General features: G+C 36.4%; 19 protein-coding genes. 12 read left to right on the top strand and 7 right to left on the bottom strand.

The genetic code is table 11. The features are described 5' to 3' along the window. Window positions 1–13 precede the first annotated feature (13 nt). A complete protein-coding gene (locus Q0H92_RS02660; protein WP_296011558.1) occupies window positions 14–895 on the bottom strand; it encodes a sugar ABC transporter permease in 882 nt (293 codons plus the stop codon). A 260-nt stretch (window positions 896–1155) separates the two neighbouring features. Then, a complete protein-coding gene (locus Q0H92_RS02655; RefSeq protein WP_296011556.1) occupies window positions 1156–2451 on the bottom strand; it encodes an ABC transporter substrate-binding protein in 1296 nt (431 codons plus the stop codon). A gap of 538 nt (window positions 2452–2989) precedes the next feature. On the opposite strand from Q0H92_RS02655, the gene Q0H92_RS02650 reads away from it, so the two are divergent. Next, the gene (locus Q0H92_RS02650) at window positions 2990–4594 is read left to right on the top strand and encodes a hypothetical protein (protein ID WP_296011552.1); all 1605 of its coding nucleotides are present in this window, start codon (window positions 2990–2992) and stop codon (window positions 4592–4594) included. A 146-nt stretch (window positions 4595–4740) separates the two neighbouring features. Here Q0H92_RS02650 and Q0H92_RS02645 read toward each other — a convergent pair whose 3' ends face one another. Together Q0H92_RS02645 and Q0H92_RS02640 are read right to left on the bottom strand one after the other, a co-directional pair. Beyond that, on the bottom strand, window positions 4741–5313 hold the full coding sequence (locus tag Q0H92_RS02645; RefSeq protein ID WP_296011549.1) for a hypothetical protein: 573 nt from the start codon (window positions 5311–5313) through the stop codon (window positions 4741–4743). After that, on the bottom strand, window positions 5291–5488 hold the full coding sequence (locus Q0H92_RS02640; RefSeq protein ID WP_296011546.1) for a hypothetical protein: 198 nt from the start codon (window positions 5486–5488) through the stop codon (window positions 5291–5293). Before Q0H92_RS02640 ends, Q0H92_RS02645 begins: the two co-directional genes overlap by 23 nt. Window positions 5489–5735: 247 nt before the next feature. On the opposite strand from Q0H92_RS02640, the gene Q0H92_RS02635 reads away from it, so the two are divergent. Continuing rightward, window positions 5736–6719 (top strand): LacI family DNA-binding transcriptional regulator, encoded by a 984-nt coding sequence (locus Q0H92_RS02635; RefSeq protein WP_296011544.1) that lies wholly within the window; start codon window positions 5736–5738, stop codon window positions 6717–6719. A gap of 282 nt (window positions 6720–7001) precedes the next feature. Here Q0H92_RS02635 and Q0H92_RS02630 read toward each other — a convergent pair whose 3' ends face one another. From Q0H92_RS02630 to Q0H92_RS02620, 3 genes are all read right to left on the bottom strand, one after another. After that, window positions 7002–8402 (bottom strand): ATP-binding protein, encoded by a 1401-nt coding sequence (locus Q0H92_RS02630; RefSeq protein ID WP_296011542.1) that lies wholly within the window; start codon window positions 8400–8402, stop codon window positions 7002–7004. A gap of 486 nt (window positions 8403–8888) precedes the next feature. Continuing rightward, a complete protein-coding gene (locus tag Q0H92_RS02625; protein WP_296011540.1) occupies window positions 8889–9485 on the bottom strand; it encodes a type III toxin-antitoxin system ToxN/AbiQ family toxin in 597 nt (198 codons plus the stop codon). 234 nt (window positions 9486–9719) lie between these two features. Then, a complete protein-coding gene (locus Q0H92_RS02620) occupies window positions 9720–10052 on the bottom strand; it encodes a helix-turn-helix transcriptional regulator (protein WP_296011538.1) in 333 nt (110 codons plus the stop codon). Window positions 10053–10157: 105 nt separating this feature from the next. Between Q0H92_RS02620 and Q0H92_RS02615 the strand changes: the two genes are divergently transcribed. The 10 genes from Q0H92_RS02615 to thrA all read left to right on the top strand — a co-directional run bounded on the left by Q0H92_RS02615 (window position 10158) and on the right by thrA (window position 19686). Continuing rightward, complete coding sequence (locus Q0H92_RS02615) at window positions 10158–10523, top strand: hypothetical protein (protein WP_296011535.1); 366 nt, start codon at window positions 10158–10160, stop codon at window positions 10521–10523. 3 nt (window positions 10524–10526) lie between these two features. Further along, window positions 10527–10946, top strand: coding sequence for a hypothetical protein (locus Q0H92_RS02610; RefSeq protein ID WP_296011533.1), 420 nt, complete (start codon window positions 10527–10529; stop codon window positions 10944–10946). A gap of 3 nt (window positions 10947–10949) precedes the next feature. Then, complete coding sequence (locus Q0H92_RS02605; RefSeq protein WP_296011530.1) at window positions 10950–12248, top strand: hypothetical protein; 1299 nt, start codon at window positions 10950–10952, stop codon at window positions 12246–12248. Window positions 12249–12272: 24 nt separating this feature from the next. Next, window positions 12273–12998, top strand: a complete 726-nt coding sequence (locus Q0H92_RS02600; protein WP_296011528.1) for a VWA domain-containing protein — start codon at window positions 12273–12275, stop codon at window positions 12996–12998. Between the two features lie 3 nt (window positions 12999–13001). Continuing rightward, on the top strand, window positions 13002–13853 hold the full coding sequence (locus Q0H92_RS02595) for a protein phosphatase 2C domain-containing protein (protein WP_296011524.1): 852 nt from the start codon (window positions 13002–13004) through the stop codon (window positions 13851–13853). Then, window positions 13846–14133, top strand: coding sequence for a hypothetical protein (locus tag Q0H92_RS02590; RefSeq protein WP_296011521.1), 288 nt, complete (start codon window positions 13846–13848; stop codon window positions 14131–14133). Before Q0H92_RS02595 ends, Q0H92_RS02590 begins: the two co-directional genes overlap by 8 nt. A gap of 100 nt (window positions 14134–14233) precedes the next feature. After that, window positions 14234–15193 (top strand): hypothetical protein, encoded by a 960-nt coding sequence (locus Q0H92_RS02585; RefSeq protein WP_296011518.1) that lies wholly within the window; start codon window positions 14234–14236, stop codon window positions 15191–15193. Further along, on the top strand, window positions 15190–15876 hold the full coding sequence (locus Q0H92_RS02580; RefSeq protein WP_296011515.1) for an OmpA family protein: 687 nt from the start codon (window positions 15190–15192) through the stop codon (window positions 15874–15876). The genes Q0H92_RS02585 and Q0H92_RS02580 overlap by 4 nt, the downstream gene beginning before the upstream one ends. A 152-nt stretch (window positions 15877–16028) precedes the next feature. Next, window positions 16029–17120 carry a hypothetical protein gene (locus tag Q0H92_RS02575; RefSeq protein ID WP_296011512.1) on the top strand — a complete coding sequence of 364 codons (1092 nt, stop codon included), beginning with the start codon at window positions 16029–16031 and terminating at the stop codon, window positions 17118–17120. Between the two features lie 73 nt (window positions 17121–17193). Further along, complete coding sequence (thrA, locus tag Q0H92_RS02570) at window positions 17194–19686, top strand: bifunctional aspartate kinase/homoserine dehydrogenase I (protein WP_296011511.1); 2493 nt, start codon at window positions 17194–17196, stop codon at window positions 19684–19686. Window positions 19687–19766: the final 80 nt, after the last annotated feature.

Here is a 19766-nt window from a genome sequence, read left to right as displayed (position 1 = left end):
CTAAAAAATTATGTCAGTTTTTTTCATCTGTATTGAAAACCGCATTTTGAATAAACGAAATCAAAAGAACCATAACGGTAAGCACAATCGCCATGGCAGAAGCAAGTCCAATCTTGTTGAATTTAAATGCTGTGTCCATTGTCTTGATTACAAAAGTTGAAGAGCCGTTTCCGCCGCCAGTCATAATGTAAGGAATTTCAAATACACTTACCGCGCCTTTTACAGCAAGAATCGCGTTAATCTGAAGAACCGGTGCAATTCCCGGAAGAATTATAAAGCGGAACTTTTGCCATGCGTTTGCTCCGTCCAAAGCCGCCGCTTCAAAAGTAACTTTTGGCAAAGATTCTATAGCCGCCACGAACATTACAATATTAAATCCCATGTATCGCCAGATAGACGTGAACGACAATGAGTAGTTTACAAGCTTAGGATTTGTAAGCCAAAGCGGTGTGTTTTTTACTCCAAGGAAATTCAAAAATGAATTGAGAGTTCCTGTATCCTTGAAAAAATATGTAAAAATAAAACCGATTGCTACGCTGTTTATAAGATTCGGGAAAAACAAAACTCCCTTAAAAAAGTTAACGCCTTTTACTTTTGTGCATAAAATAACTGCAAACAAAAGCGCAAGGGCAAGCTGAATAAAAGAGCCCACAAGATAGTAAATGCTGACTGCAAAAACCTTGAAATATTCCGGGCGTGAAAAAACTTCTATGTAGTTTTTAATTCCAATGAATTTTTTCTGTCCAAGTCCGTCCCACTTTAGAAAACTGTAGCCAAACATATTTATGATTGGAAGAAATCCAAAGACGATTACAAGCACAAGCGGAACTAGCAAAAATGTGAAAATCACGACTTTCTGCTGTTTTTTAATTGAAAGTTGTATTTGGTTTTTCATTGTGGCTCCCATTTGCACCGGAATTTCCACAAAGAAATCCCAATGCCTTTATGCACGAAAGTTTTTACATTTCATCCTTAAGCATAATTTTTATGCGCCTAAAGATGAAAATATTTTTTTAGATTGAATGCCATTGCCAGACATGAACTTTTTTTTCTGTTATTGCCCAGCATAAAATTTCTTGCCATTATTCGGCGTGAAATTTCCTGTCATTGCCCGGCTTGACCGGGCAATCCTTAAATGGCATTCTTAAAACTTTTTTAATTCAGATATTCTGCTCTGGTTTTTGCCCAGCGTTTGTTCCAGTCTGCCATGATGCCTTCAAAAGTTTCTTTTGTGCTTCCAATAGCAGCGTCGATAATTCTTTTCTTTTCAGGATCGTTCCAAAAGCCGATTTCAGATTCCTTGTCAATCTTGTCGTAAACGCCTTCGTACTGCGGTTCCGCCGGAGCAGATTCAATGTACTGAACGCCCATTTCACCGAACGAATCCAAAACTGCAGGATAAGGCTCGCCCTTCTTTACAGGAATAGATTCCGTGTACTGAACCCAGTCTGTGTCGTCCGACATAAACTTTATCCAAGCATAAGCAGTCGCCTTGTTCTTGCTGTACTTGTTGATGCAAAGCGGCATATCAAGCTGAGCTTCCGCATATTTTTTTCCGTCGATTTCAAATGGGAACGGCATATATCCGATTGTTTCCGGGCGCGCTGCAAGATCTTTTACCTGCTGAATTGCCCAAGAGCCAAGAACCATGCATCCGATTTTTCCGTCGGCAAGATCCTGCTTTGACTGTTCCCATTCAGAAGCAAGCAAATCTTTTTCGCACAAGCCGCGCTTTACAACTTCGTACATCATCTTGTAAAGCTCATAATGTCCGTCGCCAGGAACAAAAGGAGAATCCTCGTGGATAATCTTTCTCTTGTATTCCGGATCTCCAGACGCGCTCAAAAGTCCGCCTTCCCACTGATTCAAAGTCCAGCCAGAAGGATAGTTCATAAATACTGGAACTGCATTTGTCTTGTCTTTGATTTTCTGCATTGCCTCGTAGAATTCCTCTGTGTTTCTTGGAACGCCGACACCAGCCTTTTCAAAAACAGCCTTGTTGTAAACAATTCCCGCGCTTACTGTTGCAACCATCGGATATGTGTACACAACATCCTTGTAGGAAATTGCAATTGAAGTTCTTGTAAAGTTCATCACTTTGTCAAAATCTTCAAGTGAACCGAGCGGCTCAAAATATTTTTCAAAGTCAATTGACTGAATATTCGGGCGGCAAAGAACATCGCCGTATTCCTGAGTTCCCATGCGGGTTCTTACAGTTCCTTCGTAATCTGTAATCGCCTCAAACTCTACAGAAGTTCCCGGATATTTTTGTTCAAACGCTTCCTTGTATTCCTGAAGTTTGGTGTCTACAATGTCTGTTCTGTTTGTAAGAACGATAATGTTTCCACCGATTTTTCCGTGAATGGAATTTTCACCGCCATTGTTTTTTGAGCAGCCCGAAGCCATAAGCGCCAAAGCCGCCGCCGTACACAAAACTACACTTCTTTTCATTTTTCCTCCAAAATGCCAGCTTCCAATATCCAGAAGCAGCCGCAGTTTTTAAACGGATTTCACATAAAAGAACTAAAATCAAGCTAATCCATTTGTTTGTTAATTCTTGAAAATAGAGAAAACGGTTTCTTTATTTATTTTATTATAGCACCGAAAACCCAGTTGTCAATCTTTTTTTTTATCATTTTTTAATATATTTTTAGCCGGATTTTTCTTGAAAAAATGCAGCTTCTTGCAGTTTTTTAAAAATTTTTGACGAAAAAATTCATATTTTTACAGCAAATAATAGAAAAAAGTGCAAAATTCAACAAAAAAATATTTTTACTTTGCAGAAAAAAACTTGACAGCCAAAGAATTCCATGCTTATCATAAACATACAAAAGAGAAAACGGTTTCTTAAAACAACGAAAATTTTATGAGGTTTTTATGAAGATTAAAAAAATGCCTGCGGCTTTATCAGCTTTAATTCTTTCACTGGGGGGGGGCGGCTTTTGCAGATGACGCTCCTGTTAAGCAGAACGCCTGGTTCGACCTTAAGATGCACAACACAGTTGGCTACAACCTTGAAGAAAAAATCTACGGAATGGAATCAACAGTTGACCAGGCGCAAATCTGGTGGGACTTGTTTCCTGGAGCAAACCGCGGCTACAGTTCAGAACACGACGGATTTTCTGTTTACTTTAGAGTTGAAGACTTGAGATACGTTTTTAAATTCTATGACGAAAAGAAAACTTACCTTGACAGCTACAACGGAGGAGACGATGCACAATCAGGAACTGTAGATTCAAAGAAACAGTCAACAGGATGGGAAGAACGCCCAGGAACTAGCAACGACAAAGCTTCAAACTACTTTGACTATTCAAGCATTGTTGCCGGCGTAAAATACAAAAACTGGTTCATGGACTTCTACAACTTCAACTACGAAGACGGAGCCCAAGTTGGATTCAACCACGCAAGCTTAAAGTCAATCTTTGACGACTTCCGCAGCGACAAGGCATTCGACACAGACAAGGACAACGCACTTGGCTTTTTGTACTACAACGGAATTCAGGACACAAGAAATTTCCTTGACAAAGACACTGGAAGCCTTGGACTTACAGGCGTTATTTCTACAGGAATTGAATTCGACAATCTTAAAGTTCAGCTTTCTACAGGAGCAGCTGGTTCTTGGATAAGCTCTAAAGACAATATTGATGGCGATGGCGGATATGGAGATCCTTATGGTTCTAGCGCAAACATCAAGAGAGGAAAAACTTATCAAAAGCTAAATGAAGGAAACGCAGGAGCAGTTCAGCTTGACGTTATGTTTAAGCCAACAGAGCAGCTTGAACTTAACTTCAGCGGACTTACAACTTTCAACTACAAGAAAGCCTACGAGTCCAGACGCAAAGGTCAAGACAGAAAAAATGAAAACATCAACTTTACAGAGCTTAGCACAGCAAAAGACATCCGTGCATTCGGCGCAGACATCACTTACAACATTGAAACTTCTAAAGGCGTAATCGCTCCTTATGCTGGAATTGACTACAACTACAGCGACGGAAGAACAAGAACTTACTACGATGACGGAGTAAGCAAGACAGAAGATCAGAACAGCCAGTTTGAAGTTGGCGGAGGCTTGGCATGGTATCCACGCGGAGCAGACGCAAAAGCCGGACACGACTCTCTTGACTTCTGGGGCAGACAGTTCCCAATCGGAGCTTCTGTTGGTGTAAACACAGACAACAACGGAATTGCAAGCCTTGTAGTTTCAGCATTTGAAACTCCTGATGAAAACGCACTTATTCCAAATCTCGGCGGATTCGTTGAGTTTGAATGGGTAAACTTTGCGGAGCAGGACGGCGGAGACTCAAGATTCTTTGCAGCAGCCCAGCTTGAATACATGATTAAAACTGTAACAAAGAGCGGACTTTCTGTTGGAATCAAGCCTTATGCTCTTGGACGCTGCATTCAGAGATGCGGTGCAAATCTCCAGAGAACTGGACAGTACACAGTTGACTCAAGGCTCGGTCTTGTCATCTATCCTTCTGAAAAGTTCAATGTTGACTTCCGCTATGAACGTCAGGATCAGCTTTACACAAACAGCACTGACAACGAAACAGACAAAGGCTGCATCACAGGAACATTCAGCTTTAGACTTTAGAATTTAAGTTTTATTTTAGCCTCCTATTTTAATAAAACTTAACATACACTTGCTTCCTTGGAGTTTCCAGGGAAGCATTTTTTTATTGAATTTGTCATTATTCAGCTTGACTGGATAATCTTGCCATGAATGAAAATTTTAGAAATTTAAATTATACGGAACATCTGAACAAGTTCCTTTTTATCTTTTGAATACACAATATTATTAAGAAGCCTGAATCCGCATTGCTCATAAAAAACAATCAATTTTTGTTTTGGCTCGCATTCTAAAAATATAACTTTTCCGCTGGTTAATGATACAGCCCTTTCAATTCTCTCTAAAGCAATTCTCATTAAATCAAAACCTTTTATTGATTTAAAGCTATCTGAAAAGTTTCTGCCAAACTGCGCTATCAAAATCGCCGGCAGTCTGAAAGTATCTGTATCTGCATCACGGCTCACAAACCTTTTAATAACTTTTGATTGCGACGCTGACAAGTTTTCAGGCTTTAAAGTAAGCATTTTTGTAGCAAGCGTAAAATAACCCAACAAATCTATTTTATCTGTGATTTCTGAAACAAGATAAGTTGCCGATGTATACAATTTTGAAGACTGAACAGCTTTATTCTTCAAAAAGCTTTCAACATCTTTATTTCTGCAAGAAAAAATATCTGAAAGCCTATTAAATTGAATTTCTCCATTTTCATTTTTAAGCATATCAGCTAGAAGTGTTATTTCCATCTTGCCTCTGGAGTATTTTTATCATTTTTTCAATGTCTTCATCTGTAGACATTTTTACACCTGATTTTTCAGTTTTAGGCGGATTGCGCAGCGACTCTTCAAACATATTCATAAAAGCGTTTGTTTCTTCCCGTGTACGCAATGAAAACGTCTTATACAAACTTGATGTAGCCATACAATGCCTCCTTTTTTTTTACAATCTTCTATATTTTATAATTACAACATAACAATTTTTCAAAACTTTCACAATGTCATTAATAAAACTAAGTGTCAAATTTTAGCACCATTATCCAACCTGACTGGATAATCTTGTAACAAATTTTTTCCTTGCCCAAAAGCGAAGTTTACTTTATATTTATAGAAACAAAAGGAAAACAGTTTCCCTAAATTTTCCTTAACTAAAAAACAACTATTACAAAAAAATGAACATGAAGTATACGATAAAAGAAATCGCCGAGCTTACAGGCGTTGCAAAAAGCACAGTGTCAAAAGCCCTCAATGGACAAAAAGGCGTAAGCGAAGAAAAACGAATTGAAATAATGAAGCTTGCCTCGGAGTATAACTATATTCCAAACGCGGCGGCAAGGGCGCTTTCCCACAACAAGTCGGAGACAATCGGAATTCTGATTTCCGCGGATTACGAATACACGCTTTCAACTTCCTACTGGATAGAAATAATTTCCGCAGTTTCGTGCGAGGCTGAAAAAAACGGCTACAATCTTCTTGTAATCACACAGGACAAGGACGATCCTCTAAAGTCGCTTGAAAACGCAATATTCAAAAAATCCATAGACGGACTTGTAGTTCCGGCTGAATATGTCCATGCGGATTTAATCAAGCTTTTGAACACTTCTGGAATTCCGTTTGTCATTCAGGGACGGACTCCACTTTGCAACCACTATTGCGTTGACGTTCGGAACAAGGAAGGCGCGTATCTTTTAACTTCAAGGCTGATTGAAAACGGAGGAAAAAACATAGCCTGCATTTCTGGACCAAAAGAATTTCTTTACAACAAGGAACGTGTCGAAGGATTCAAGAGCGCGCTCAAGGAACAGGGAATAAAAAATCCGCCAGTCGTTCACAGTCCGTACACAGAAGAAGAAACCGTAAAAAATATCAGCGCATTTCTAAAGCAGAAGCCGCAGATTGATTCAGTTTTTATAACTGCCGGCGGAGATTTTCTCTTCTTCATATTCGACACAATGCGCAAATTCGGCTTTGACTTGGATAAAATCGGATTCGCAGTTTTCGATGACTACAAGCCGATTCACTACATCATAAAGCCTGTAGTTTCCGCAAGACAGCCGATAAAACAAATGGGCGCGCAAAACGCAAGAATTCTCCTTCAGCTTATAAACAATGAAGAGCCGCCAAATTCCTCACTTTTCGACATTTCGATTGTGTAAAGGGAAACGGGGATTATGTTTGTTTAGGATTGAAATTGCTTCATTTTCCATGCGCATATAAGATGTTCTCCTAAAGCAAATAGCTTATTTACCTTGAGAAAATAGTCTATTTACCACAGGTAAATATATTGTTTACCTAGGGTAAATAAGTTGCTCCACAATGCCATGAGCAGTTTTTTTAGAAGAAAAAGAATTTTTTACAGAAAAGCTACCCCCCCCTCTCTTTCCCCAATAAAAATCCCCTTTGATTGAATTTTCATTCTATATAACAATCTATCTCTTTCATACAAACAAATCATTCATTGTATAAAGAATTAATTTGCTTTTGAAATCTTCATCCATCTTTTTATAACCTGATTTTAAAAAGAATCCATACTTGCTGCATACTAATCCTGTATTATTTACCTGCTGAATTTCATTCAAAATAAGGCTCTTGTCTAATTTGCCTTCTCTAAACTTGGCTTCGTAAAAAATATAAGAGTTATCATTTTCTGTAACTACATCAAATTCTCCATTTTTGTGATTTTCAGAATCATCATAGTAGTACTTGCCAATTTTTTCAAAAGAATCAACTAATTCTCCTGAACGGTTTTTTCTGATTAAAAATTGCTTGCAAATCTGTTCAAAAGCTTTAGGCACATAATGTTCTTCAAAATCCTTTGATATAAATTTATCAAAAAACGAATCTGGCTCCATCACTGCAATGCGAGAAAGATTTCTAAAAATATATTTGAAATAAAATAAAGTTAACTGGTCTGATACATAATAGCCGGCTTTTTTCTTGTTGTTTTCATCATTGATTGGCGATTCTTTTACTACAACATCCATCTTTATTAATTTATCAAGCACATCTGCTAAAGTTGGAGAACTTGTTACTTTTGACTGGGAAAGAATATCACTAAATCTTACATAGCCTTTTGCCAAAGCCTCAAACACTTCATAAGCATTTGCCATCTTAGATATTTCTGATTTCAAATACATCTGAACTTCATTTGCAAAACGTCCATCAGGGCTAGCTATTAAATCAATTATATTTTGCTTAACTGATTTTGAGGAATCAATGAACCTGTTGTAATAAGGAATTCCGCCAAAGACAGAATATAGACGGATTTTGTCTTCATCCTTAAAATTTTTATAAAATAATGCTGAGTCATAATAATCCATTGCCTTAAGATTCATAACCAAATCAAAACGTCCGTAAAGAGGATTTTCTTCAGAAAGCAAGGATTTCATAGTTTCAACATAAGAGCCGCAAATGATAATCTTTAATTTTGATTTCGACCTGTTATTATCAATGAGAGACTGAATTATACTATCAAGACCTTTTACAACTTTTCTAATATACGGATACTCATCAATTACAACAGTTAGATTTTTTTCAGTTGCCCGTTTATAAAGAAAAGCCAATGCTGATTCAAATGAATCAAAAGCCAATGGAGGCAACCCAAATGTCTCCGCAATGATTTCGGAGATTGATTCAATATTATTTAATTCTGAAGTTTCCTTGCATTCATAATAAATTGAAGGTGTTTCTGTTTTTTTTAAGCAATGTTTGATTAATTCAGTTTTACCAACACGACGGCGACCGTAAACCAATGCGGCATTATTTATATTTGAACTTAGAAACTTTTCAATTAATTTAGACTGTTCTTTTCTACCTAAAAAAACTTCTTCATTTGTCATCTTGCACCTTAATATTTTTACTCGATTTGTTTCGACTCGATTACAACCGAGTAAAATAATATATCTTAAAGAATCTTAGGTCAACAACAAAAATATATTGCATTTTTAATAAGCCAAGCCAATGTAATTTATATTTTTTGAACAGTCATTTTTCCCCAACAAAAATTCAGGGTTCAGCATGAAAAGAAATTTACATAGGAATTCAAATGTGATAAAATTTCTTCATTGTGGACAGCAGCCCCCTCCGGATTTTCCAGACCAACGCCAAAGGGCATACAGAACAGAAAAGCGGATCTATGGTGCCTAGATGTGGTTTTCAAAAAAGAAGATGAATGTCCGATTCTTCAGTTGGCTCCAAAACAACAGCTTCAGTCTTAAAAAATGCTCCTGCATGTATGATGACGATTATAGATTGAAGATTTTATTTTCTCATGCGTAAGCCCTGATATATAACATTATGCTAGCAACCTAAAATATGCATTGATTTTATTTTTCATTAGATGTGTGTGTTTCGAGCCATTCTTTACATCTTTCTTCAAGAAGCTTGAAATCACAACAAAATGGGATTAATTTTCCTGTTTTTAACTGCTTTTCATAAAGTTTCGTTGCTTTCTGAATAATTTGATTCATTATTTTTAAGCAGAAATTGTATTCCAAATTCATCAAGACTTTGTATTTTGTTATTTCATTTGTATCATTCTTATTTGGGTTTAAATCTACAACTGTATATAAATTTGATTTTATGGGAATCATTTTCTTTAAATCTATTACAGACAAGATATGTTTTACAGTTCCATCTTGATTATCTATAAAAATATCTTTAGCTTTTACAGAGTTTTTAGAACAAATTTCAAAAATTACAAATCGGTCGGATTCAACATCTTTCCAATTCTTATGTTTTGTTTTTGCAGATGATAACGGAATTACATATTCTTGGTTTTCAGTTGTAACAAGAATTCCCAAATATGGCTTTGTGTCATAATTTACAGATTTATAATAGACTTCAGAACATGAGTCATGTAAATACTGCAGATAATCTTGATTAATATTAACAAACTTTAAATTATCTTGTAGTGAAAACATTTATTCTCTCAAAAAAAATGACCGTCCAAAACTGAACGGTCTTGCTTTAATCTTCATCTCTTTATGACTTTCATCAAAGGTTAATGGAGACCTTCTTTAATCTTCATCTCTTTACGGATTAGAACCGTTGGTTAATGGAGACCATCTAATTAGAATGTAATTATTAATAATGAAAATGTCAAGTTTTCAGCTCAGAAGCTTGTATTTTACAGAGAAAAACAAGCAATTTACTCTTTACGCTCTATCTATTGAAAGAGACAGTCTTCGCACCATTTCTTTTACAAAATCAATATCTTTTTCCGGCAAATGATTTATATCACGAATTAAATTGATAATTTCCGGTTTTATTGTTTCTGGGACTTCTGAATTTTTTCCTGTTACAAGATATTCAACAGTTACACCAAGCTCTTTTGCAATTTTCACAGCTGTTTCTGCAGTGGGCTCTGTATGTCTTTCTGCCAAGTAATGATCTATTGCTCTTTTTGAAATTCCAGTTTTATCTGCAAGCTCTTTTACTCGTATATCTTGGTATTTTAACTCGTCTTTAAGATTTTCTCTAAATCCCATGGATATAAAATACCTTGAATAGCAATTTTTTATTGCAAAGTACCTAATTTAGGTATATTATACAATAATACCTAAATCGGGAATTTAATCCGTTTTTTACCTATTTTGGGTAGAGCTAAATTTTTAACAAAAGACAGTTTTATGAGTTTTTTGATTTTTTTGGGAATTTCAATTTATTTATTCTCTTTTTTCTTGCCTTCAATAATACTTTGGTATAAACGCAACCGTTGCCCAAAATGTGGCAACTGGCATTGTTTAAAATATGTGACAGAAATTGTTACAGACAAAGTCGTTGGTCATGATCGAAACAGATATGGAAGCGGCGGTGGCTATGGAAAAGGATTTTTTGGAGGAATGTTTAATTCCCATACAAGCGATCAACCATTTATACGCTATTGGGTAGAAGAACGCTATGTCTGTCAAAAATGCGGAAGACATGTCTCTGTGCATACAAAAAAGGATAAGAGATAAATAATGGAAAAAATCTACTCCACAAAAGAAAAATCAAGTTCATCTAAAATCCAGGCAAAAGTTATTCTTGCGAAGTGTCCTTATGCTTACTCAAAAACTGAGAATCTTTTTGGAATGAGAATTCAAAAATTCGGTTCGGATTGGAAACGTACATGGGCTTTTAAAATTGATGCAGAGCTGGCTCATAATGAAGGGTATGACAAGGAATGCACGAATGGAACTTTTGATCCCACTTCGGAATATCCAGGCTGTCCTTATTGCCATTCATTCAATCTGGCTCAATGTACTTGTGGAAAATCATTTTGCTTTAAGACAGAAGGTGAGAGTTGTTCAAAAACAATGAAATTGACTTGTCCGTGGTGTAAGCAGACAGGTGAATATTACTCAACAGAAAAATTAAATTTACAGGGAGGAGGTTATTAAATTATGGAATTCAACAAGGGGCAAACAATAAGCCTTGAAGGTGGAAAATCCGCAAAAATCATTTCAAAGCTTGGGGAAGGCGGACAAGGTATTGTTTATTCTGTCAAAATTGATGGCAAAGATTATGCTTTAAAATGGTATACCTGCAAACTGTCAAACAAAAAAGAATTCAAGAAAAATTTACAAACAAACATTGCAAATGGTGCTCCAGACAGTAAATTTCTATGGCCACTTTATCTTACAGAGGAAATAAACAACAGTTTTGGCTATGTGATGGAACTTCGACCGAAAAACTTCTCTGACTTTTCAGACATTTTAAACAATAAAGTTCGTTTTTCATCGACAGATACACTTGTTACTTCCGCACTTAATATTGTAAATGCTTTTCGAACCCTGCATAGAAAAGGTTTGAGTTATCAGGATTTAAATGATGGCAATTTCTTTATTGATGTGGGCAATGGGGATATTCTTATCTGTGATAATGACAATGTAACTCCTGATGGAATGAAAAACGCTGGCAACATCGGAGGAAAACCTGGTTACATGGCACCAGAAATTGCCTGTGGAAAATCACACCCAAATTCTCTTACTGATTGTCACTCACTTGCGGTAATTTTGTTCAAGTTATTTTGCCGGCACGACCCGCTTATGGGCAAAGCCTATGTAGACAGTGTCTGCATAACGGAAAAACGTGAATGGGAATTATATGGAGCAAAGCCGGTATTCATTTTTAATCCTCATGATAGCTCAAATCGTCCAGTGGCAGGAATACATCCAAACCCAATAAAATTATGGCCACGCTATCCAAAGTTTATACAGAATGCTTTTATAAAATCGTTCTGTGAAGGTTTGAAAGATCCTAATCAGCGTTTGCCAGAAAATGAATGGCAAAAGTTATTAATTCGCTTCAGAGGAACTCTATTAAAATGCCCACATTGTTCTGCTGAACTTTGTATTGCGCTTGTTCCTTCTGGAGATACGCTTAGATTCGATTGCGGCAGTTCTTACAGTTACCCTTTTGCGTTAGAAGATGGTAAACACAAGACACCGTTATTTCCAGGGGCAAAATTATATTCTTGTCTTACTTCAAAAAATATAGATGATTATCTGACTGTTACAGGTGAAGTTATTATGAACAAGAATAATTCTTCATTGTGGGGAATAAAAAACCTTTCTGATAAAATCTGGACTTTTACGACAAAAACTGGCGAACTAAAAAAGATAGAAAAAGGTTCAGTAATTCCAATTGCAAATGGCTTGGAAATCAACTTTGACGTAATAACTGGAAAAATTGCAAAATAATAGTTTAACTTGGAGAAAAATTAAATGGATATGTTTGGTGATATTGGCGGAATTGTAAAAAGACAAATGGTTTTGTTTTTTGTTATTGACACTTCTGGCAGCATGCAAGGATCAAAAATCGGAGCTGTAAATACTGCAATCCGAGAGGTTCTGCCTGAATTAAAAGACGCAGGCGGTTCTGATGTTGATTTAAAGGTTGCTTGTCTTACATTTTCAAGCGGGTGCCAGTGGATGTATCCAACTCCGATTTCTTCTGAAAGTTTTCAGTGGAATCAGGTTGAAGCAGACGGTGTTACAGATTTAGGAGAAGCCTGCCGTGAACTTTCAAAAAAACTTTCTAAAAATGAATTTTTAAAAGCGCCTTCTGGTTCTGTTGCGCCTGCAATTTTTTTGATGAGCGACGGAGAACCTACTGATGATTTTGAATCTGGTTTGGCGCTGCTAAAGCAGAATAATTGGTTTAAATATGCAATCAAGGTTGCTGTTGCAATCGGCGACGATGCAAACAAAGATGTTCTTGCTAAATTTACAGGAAATATAGAAGCTGTCATTACAGTTCATACTCCAGAAGCACTAAAAAAATGGATTCGCAAAGTTTCTATTACATCTTCTCAAATTGGAAGCAAAAGTCAGCCGGTAAATGATGGTCAAATTCAGTCAAAGCAGGATGCTATGATTGATGAGATTAAAGACATTCAGCAGTCAGACCCAGATTTAGATTCGACTTCAACAAGTGGAGATGACTGGTAAATTATGCTCATTGCTTTGGATGCTCGATGTCAGGGAAGTGAGCATATAAAAACTGGAAGACCTTGCCAAGATTTTACAAAAGCTGCAGCAAATTATTGGAAAACGAACGCTTATGCCATTGTTGCTGACGGACATGGCGGAGAAAAATACTTTCGCAGTGCAGAAGGTTCTCGACTTGCTGTGTCATCTGCTGCAGAAGCAATGAATAAAGTTCTAAAAGAATTGCTTTTTTATATAAAGAAAAAGGAAGTAAGTGTAATTGACAAAAGTTTAAAAAATCTTTGCTCACGCATTCTGCTTTTATGGCGGGAAAAAGTAAAAGCTCATTTTACTGAAAACCCGCTTTCAGAAGAAGAGCTAAAACTTTGTGAAGAATTGAAAATAAACATTCCTGTAGGAGAAGACGATATTTTTATGCTTTACGGCTCAACTCTGCTTTCTTCTGTTTATTTTGAAAACTATGAATTCTGGTTCAGTCTTCAAATTGGCGATGGAAAAACATACATCTTAAAAGAAGATGGTGCTGTAGTTACTCCAAAAGAACTTGAAAATGAAAAAGCCGCTTTTGGAGTAACACCTTCTCTTTGTGGAAAAAATGCAATAGAAGAATTCCTCTATACTTTCGGATTTGAAAAAATCGCTGGAATCTGCGTAATGAGCGATGGTCTTACAGACTCTTTTGACCTGGAGAAACTTCCAGACTTCTTGATTAGCATAAAAAACAACGCAATTCAAGATAATGAAAAAACAAAAACTGAACTGAATAAATATCTACCAAAACTTTCAGAACAAGGAAGCGGTGATGATATTTCAATTGCAGGAATTTTTGTAAAGGAAAGGAAGGGATATGTATAATCTTAATATTGATGAAATTTGGCGATTACTAAAAAAATATGAAGGGTATGAATTTCATACAGTTGCAGAGCAACTTCCTTTTACATATAAATTCATTTCAGAAAATACTATAAAAACAAACAGAACAAAGTATAATCTCTCTAAATCAAATTTTAAGAAAGCAATTGATTTATTGCCTGTAAAATATGTCTCAGAAATTACACATAAAATACGAGGTGCTTCATATATTTTTGCAATTTTAACAGACTCACGATTTCAAGAAGTTGATATTAATTTATAAAAAGGGAAACCCAAAAATGGCAAATCTATTCGATATATTTTTAATTATATATTACATCTTTTTTGCAGGTATTCTTTTTCTAGCAAGTATTGTTTATTCCATGTTAAAAAATTTGTCAGAAAAAATCTCAGAAAAAGACTTTAATAAGGCAGAATTAAATTTTGAAATTTACAAAACTCCAGAATCGTTCATTATGCATTCTTATCCCAACTTTCCTCTTTCTGCTTTAGTGAAAATTCTTCCTGGAACTTTTGTTGGTTTAGGAATTCTTGGTACGTTTATAGGATTTTCTAATGGAATTTCAGAAATGAGCCTTACAGGAAATGTTGATGAGCTTTTTGGAAAACTGGATATTTTCTTTGCAGGTCTTAACACCGCATTTATTACTTCAATTATCGGTGTTGTTTTATCTGTCGTTTTTGGAATAATTTATCAGTTTCCTCTTAATAAAATTAAATTCCATTGCGCAAAAATTTATAGTCAGCTTATAAAGGAATTAGATTCCGAAGAAAAATCAAAAGTAGAATTTGATTCATATATTCTTTCTATTCAGGAAATTACAAAGACATTGCTTACGGCAAAAGAATCTATTGAAAATCTTCCTCAGAAATTTCTTGAAGTTGAAAAAAGCCTTGAAGAATCAATTCTTCCTATAAGAGAAACTTTCGGCACAATGCAATCGACTTTGGAAAATTATTCTAAACAGGCTGAAATCTTGCAAAATGCTTATGAACAAATACAGCAAACTTTGACAAAATTTATAGAAAATTCCGAGCAAACAACTTTAAAAGTGAATACAACTCTTGAGCAGACAATCACTGCTACAAAAACAATCCAGGAAAACAATGCAAAGTTGAATGAACAGATTTCAGAATCTCATAAAATTGCGATGAAAGATTATCAGGAAATTGACGAAAATATAGGTTCTATTTTAAGTGAAGTAAATAAAAATCTTTCAGAATATTCAAAAACTATAGAAACTACACTTGTTCAAACCCTTGAAGAATATAATAAAACTGCGCAGAAAGTTACAGAATCATTCTTTGGAGATAAAAAATGAACGAAGAAAATGAAGATTCTGGCACAGCAGGAGATTTCAACCTTTCTATAAGCGACATGATGAGCGCATTGTGTGCAATTTTTGTTCTTTTGTGCATTGGAATTATTTTACAATTGAAACAAATTTCTGAACATTATGTAAGAACAAAATATACGCTTTATGACGATTTAAACAAAGAATTTTATGCTGACTTGAAAAATTGGAATGCTGAAATTGATTCGGAAAATCTTTCGATTCGTTTTAAAGACCCTGATGTTCTTTTTGTAATGAATCAAGCTGTCTTGTGCAATTCTTACAAGCAAATTCTTGATGACTTTTTTCCTAGGCTTTTAAAAGTTGTAAGTAATTACGAAAATTTGATTGAAGAAATACGAATCGAAGGACATTCTTCAGAAGCGACAGAACGAATAAAAACTGGCAGACTTACTGAGCGGCAAGACTACGAAGAGGGCATGGAATTGTCCCAGGCACGAACTCGCTCTGTTCTTTCCTATTGCTTAAATGATACAAAATATTCAAAAGAAAACGAATGGATTCGTTCAAAAATAATTGCAATTGGATATTCAAAATCTCATCCTGTCAAAGTAAATGGTAAAATAGATTGGAATGCTTCAAGGCGTGTTGAATTCCGAATAAAATTAAATTCTGACAGCGAAATTCAAAAATATCTGGCAAAAGAATAATGAAAAGTTTAGAAGCGTTAAGTCAATTGAAACTAAAAAGCTCTTCTCTGCGTTCATTGGAAATTCCAGTTTCATCAGAATCTGCGCCAATTAAGAAAGAACTTCAGTTTCTTACAGAAATGACTTTTATCTACATTCTAAAACTTCTTGGCGTGGAAGATGACAAGAAACTTTCAGATATTATATTGCGGCTAAAAAAAGGAACTCCATTTTATGATTTTGTTTTTTTAGTCCATAATCTAGCAAAAAGCGAGACTGATTTTGAATTTCTTACTTCACCTGAAAATTTACAGGCATATCGCCTCATTGCGCAGATTGCAGATTATTATGACATAAATCTTCTTCCTTATGTAAATGTGCTTGCAAAAATTGCTGAAAACAAACAATACGGACTTTATCGTGCGAATGATGAAATTTATTTTTTTCTTGAAGAATATGACAAAGCAAACGCTACGATTGATGTGAAAGAATTTCTTCACCAGTTCAGGAAAATTTTAAAGCATGAAACTCAGAATATTTTTGAACAATTAATTATGGATGATATTTTCAAGATAATAAAAGAAACTCTTCATAAACATGATAAAGAAATCTCAAATGAACAGACTTTAACATTCTATGTATACGGCTTGAATTATTATAAAAAATCAATTTCAAATGAGCAAGAAAATATTCTTTTGGAACATATAAAATTTTGTGTTTCGTATCTTAGCAATAACAAAAAAATAGAGTTTCATCAAAATAAAAAAAATCTGCTTGTTTCGGGACTGGATTCTTTTTTTGAGCATAATGATAACGTTCTAAATTCATTAGACAGATTTATCGGTTTGTTAAAAGATTATTGTCCTCTAGAATCTATAGACTTCTGTTTTTATTTACGCGAAAATATATATAAAAGCAATCCTTATGTTTTTGATGAAGAAAAGAATGATTTTAATCGGAGCATTTCAAAAATCATTAGAAAAAAAGTTGCAACCGAAACTACAAAATTATATAAGGACATTTATGAGCTACTGCCGCAGATATTTGTATGTGAGCGTTCTCCGAATATTTTAAGGCATAACGGAAATATTCCAGTTTACGTATTTTATGACAAAAAAGGCAAAGTCCTATTTTATGCATTTGAAAAGGGAAATAAAAATTCAAAACCTCCAGAAGCACATATTCTAGTAAAAGTTGAAATCTTGAGTAAAGATAAAAATGGTTATGTTTTAGAATGGAGATGGAAAAATATCAACAAAAACTAGCAATTTCCCCTTGATTGAATTTTCATTCTATTAATGGTAGTATAACGAAATATTTTTTAAGCAGGGGATGTTTATGCTTACATTAAAGTTTGGCGGAACAAGCATGGGTTCTGCCCGCCGTATTCTTGACAGCGTGGAAATTATGGTCGGACGTGCAAAGTCTGACAGAATCAGTGTTGTTGTAAGTGCCGTTGCAGGAGTTTCAAACAAGCTTCAGGCTGCAATTGACGGCTGCGCTTCCGGCGGAAATGCTGAATCTTTTGTAAGCGAGCTTCGTAGAATTCACGCGGACATTTGCGCGGAAATAAAATCAGCATTGCCAGAATTCAGCACGGAATCTGTAAACGCAAAAATCGAGCCATTGTTTTCCGAGCTTGAAAAACTTCTTGCAGGCCTTACAGTTTTTGGAGAATGCCCGGACACCGTTCACTGCCGAATTATGGGCATGGGCGAATTAATCTGCGCTCCGATTGTTGAAGCGGTTCTTCTTGCAAAAAAACAGAGCGTTCTGCTTTTGGATTCACGCAAGTTCATTTATACAACTGGCGACCAGAAAGAAGGCGAGCCGGACTACGCTCACTGCGCGGACGCTTTTGCAGACTACAGAGACGGCTCAGCACCTTTGGCGCAAATTCTTTTGTTCCCGGGATTTATCTGCTCTTGGATTTCTGGAACTGGCGCAAAGCCTGTAATGGGACTTTTGGGACGCAACGGCTCTGACTTCAGCGCGGCGATTGTAGGTTCTTGCCTCGGCTCTTCTAAAGTTGAATTCTGGACTGATGTTGACGGAATCTACACAGCAGACCCAAGAGTTGTAAAGGACGCTGTTCTTGTAGACGACATGACTTATGAAGAAGCAATGGAGCTTTCATTCTTCGGAAGCAAAGTTCTTCATCCAAAAACACTTGCGCCTCTTGCGGCAAAAGGAATTGAAGCCTGGAGCTTGAACTCTCACAATCCTTCTGCGCGCGGAACTAGAATCGGAAAAGGCCCGTTTGAAAATTCTGCAAAGAAAGGCCCTGTCTGCGGAATTTCTTGTCTTAAAGACTGCGCAATGATTTCTGTAAGCGGCTCCGGGATGAAAGGACGCAAGGGAATGGCAGCCCGCATTTTCTCTGCGGTAAGCAATGCAGGTATTTCAATTCTTTTGATTACTCAGTCATCTTCTGAATATACAATTTCATTCTGCGTGCGCAAGGCTTTTGCAAATGAAGTCCAGGACGTTCTTAAATCAGAATTTTCACTTGAGATTTCAACAAAGCTTATAAATCCTATAAAAGTTCAATCTGACTGCGCCATCGTTTCAATAATCGGCGACGGCATGAAAGAAAAAAGAGGCGTTGCAGGAACTTTCTTTGATTCACTTGCAAGCCGCGACATAAACATTCTTGCGATTGCGCAAGGCTCAAGCGAGCGTTCAATTTCAGCAGTAATAAAGGCGGAAGACGGAGACATGGCGGTACGCGTTGTTCACCAGTTCTTCTTTAACACAGTTCAGTCAATTCAGGTTTTTGCATTCGGAGCTGGAACAATCGGCGGAACAATGCTTGACCAGATTGGCGAGCAACAGAAAATGCTTTTGGAGCAGGGAATTGACATCCGCGTTATGGCAATTGCAAATATCGACGGAATGATTTTTGATGCAGAAGGAATTTCTCTTGGCGACTGGAGAGAGCAAGTTAAGAAAAACGGAACTAAGACAAACCTTGATGAAATAATCAACTTTGTAAAAGAAACAAAGCCTATCAATCCGATTTTTGTTGACTGCACTGCAAGCTACGATTTGCCGGAACGCTATCTTGATATTTTCAAAGCCGGAATGAGCATTGCAACTCCAAATAAACGCGCAAATTCAATGAGCATGGATTTCTACAAAAAACTCCGCGACACCGCAAACGAAATGCACGTAAGATTTTTGTACGAAACAAACGTCGGCGCAGGTCTTCCAATCATTGACACTTTGCAGAATCTGTTCAAGTCGGGCGACAAGCTCACAGGATTCAACGGAATCATGTCCGGCAGCTTGAGCTACATCTTTGGAAAACTTGACGAAGGCAAAAAATTCAGCGAAGCAGTTCTTGAAGCAAAACAGCTGCGCTACACAGAGCCAGATCCACGCGACGACTTAAAGGGAACGGACGTTGCAAGAAAAGCTTTAATCATCGCCCGTGAAAGCGGAATGAACATTGAGCTTGAAGATATTGAAATGCGTTCGATTTTCCCACAGGGATTTTCTCTCGAAGGTTCTGTTGAAGAATTCCTTGCAAAACTTCCTGAGCTGGATTCTTACTTTGAAGAAAAAATGGCTTCGCTTAGAAAAGACAAAAAAGTTCTTAGAATGGGTGCAAGCATAAAAGATGGAAAAGTTTCTGTTGGAATGCTTGAAGTCGGGCCTGAAGATCCGCTTTTTGGAGTACGCGGCGGAGAAAACGCATTTGTATTCCACACAGCGCGCTACACACCGATTCCGCTTACAGTCCGTGGCTACGGCGCAGGAGCTGGAGTTACAGCGGCTGGTGTCTTCGGCGACATTCTTAGAACCGTAAGCTGGAACAGCCACAGCTAATTTTTTCAACTAAAACAAACCACGCCATTGCTGGAACAAAACCGGCAGTGGCTTTTTTTTGCGCAAAAATCAGGAATTGA

The organism is uncultured Treponema sp. (assembly GCF_934725225.1).
Classification (GTDB): Bacteria; Spirochaetota; Spirochaetia; order Treponematales; family Treponemataceae; genus Treponema_D.
This window is presented reverse-complemented; position numbering and strand designations above follow the sequence as displayed.

Coding starts and splice junctions, on each gene's coding strand:
- Q0H92_RS02660 (WP_296011558.1), bottom strand. CDS start 895: ATGAAAAACCAAATACAACTTTCAATTAAAAAACAGCAGAAAGTCGTG.
- Q0H92_RS02655 (WP_296011556.1), bottom strand. CDS start 2,451: ATGAAAAGAAGTGTAGTTTTGTGTACGGCGGCGGCTTTGGCGCTTATG.
- Q0H92_RS02650 (WP_296011552.1), top strand. CDS start 2,990: ATGCACAACACAGTTGGCTACAACCTTGAAGAAAAAATCTACGGAATG.
- Q0H92_RS02645 (WP_296011549.1), bottom strand. CDS start 5,313: ATGGAAATAACACTTCTAGCTGATATGCTTAAAAATGAAAATGGAGAA.
- Q0H92_RS02640 (WP_296011546.1), bottom strand. CDS start 5,488: ATGGCTACATCAAGTTTGTATAAGACGTTTTCATTGCGTACACGGGAA.
- Q0H92_RS02635 (WP_296011544.1), top strand. CDS start 5,736: ATGAACATGAAGTATACGATAAAAGAAATCGCCGAGCTTACAGGCGTT.
- Q0H92_RS02630 (WP_296011542.1), bottom strand. CDS start 8,402: ATGACAAATGAAGAAGTTTTTTTAGGTAGAAAAGAACAGTCTAAATTA.
- Q0H92_RS02625 (WP_296011540.1), bottom strand. CDS start 9,485: ATGTTTTCACTACAAGATAATTTAAAGTTTGTTAATATTAATCAAGAT.
- Q0H92_RS02620 (WP_296011538.1), bottom strand. CDS start 10,052: ATGGGATTTAGAGAAAATCTTAAAGACGAGTTAAAATACCAAGATATA.
- Q0H92_RS02610 (WP_296011533.1), top strand. CDS start 10,527: ATGGAAAAAATCTACTCCACAAAAGAAAAATCAAGTTCATCTAAAATC.
- Q0H92_RS02605 (WP_296011530.1), top strand. CDS start 10,950: ATGGAATTCAACAAGGGGCAAACAATAAGCCTTGAAGGTGGAAAATCC.
- Q0H92_RS02600 (WP_296011528.1), top strand. CDS start 12,273: ATGGATATGTTTGGTGATATTGGCGGAATTGTAAAAAGACAAATGGTT.
- Q0H92_RS02595 (WP_296011524.1), top strand. CDS start 13,002: ATGCTCATTGCTTTGGATGCTCGATGTCAGGGAAGTGAGCATATAAAA.
- Q0H92_RS02590 (WP_296011521.1), top strand. CDS start 13,846: ATGTATAATCTTAATATTGATGAAATTTGGCGATTACTAAAAAAATAT.
- Q0H92_RS02585 (WP_296011518.1), top strand. CDS start 14,234: ATGTTAAAAAATTTGTCAGAAAAAATCTCAGAAAAAGACTTTAATAAG.
- Q0H92_RS02580 (WP_296011515.1), top strand. CDS start 15,190: ATGAACGAAGAAAATGAAGATTCTGGCACAGCAGGAGATTTCAACCTT.
- thrA (WP_296011511.1), top strand. CDS start 17,194: ATGCTTACATTAAAGTTTGGCGGAACAAGCATGGGTTCTGCCCGCCGT.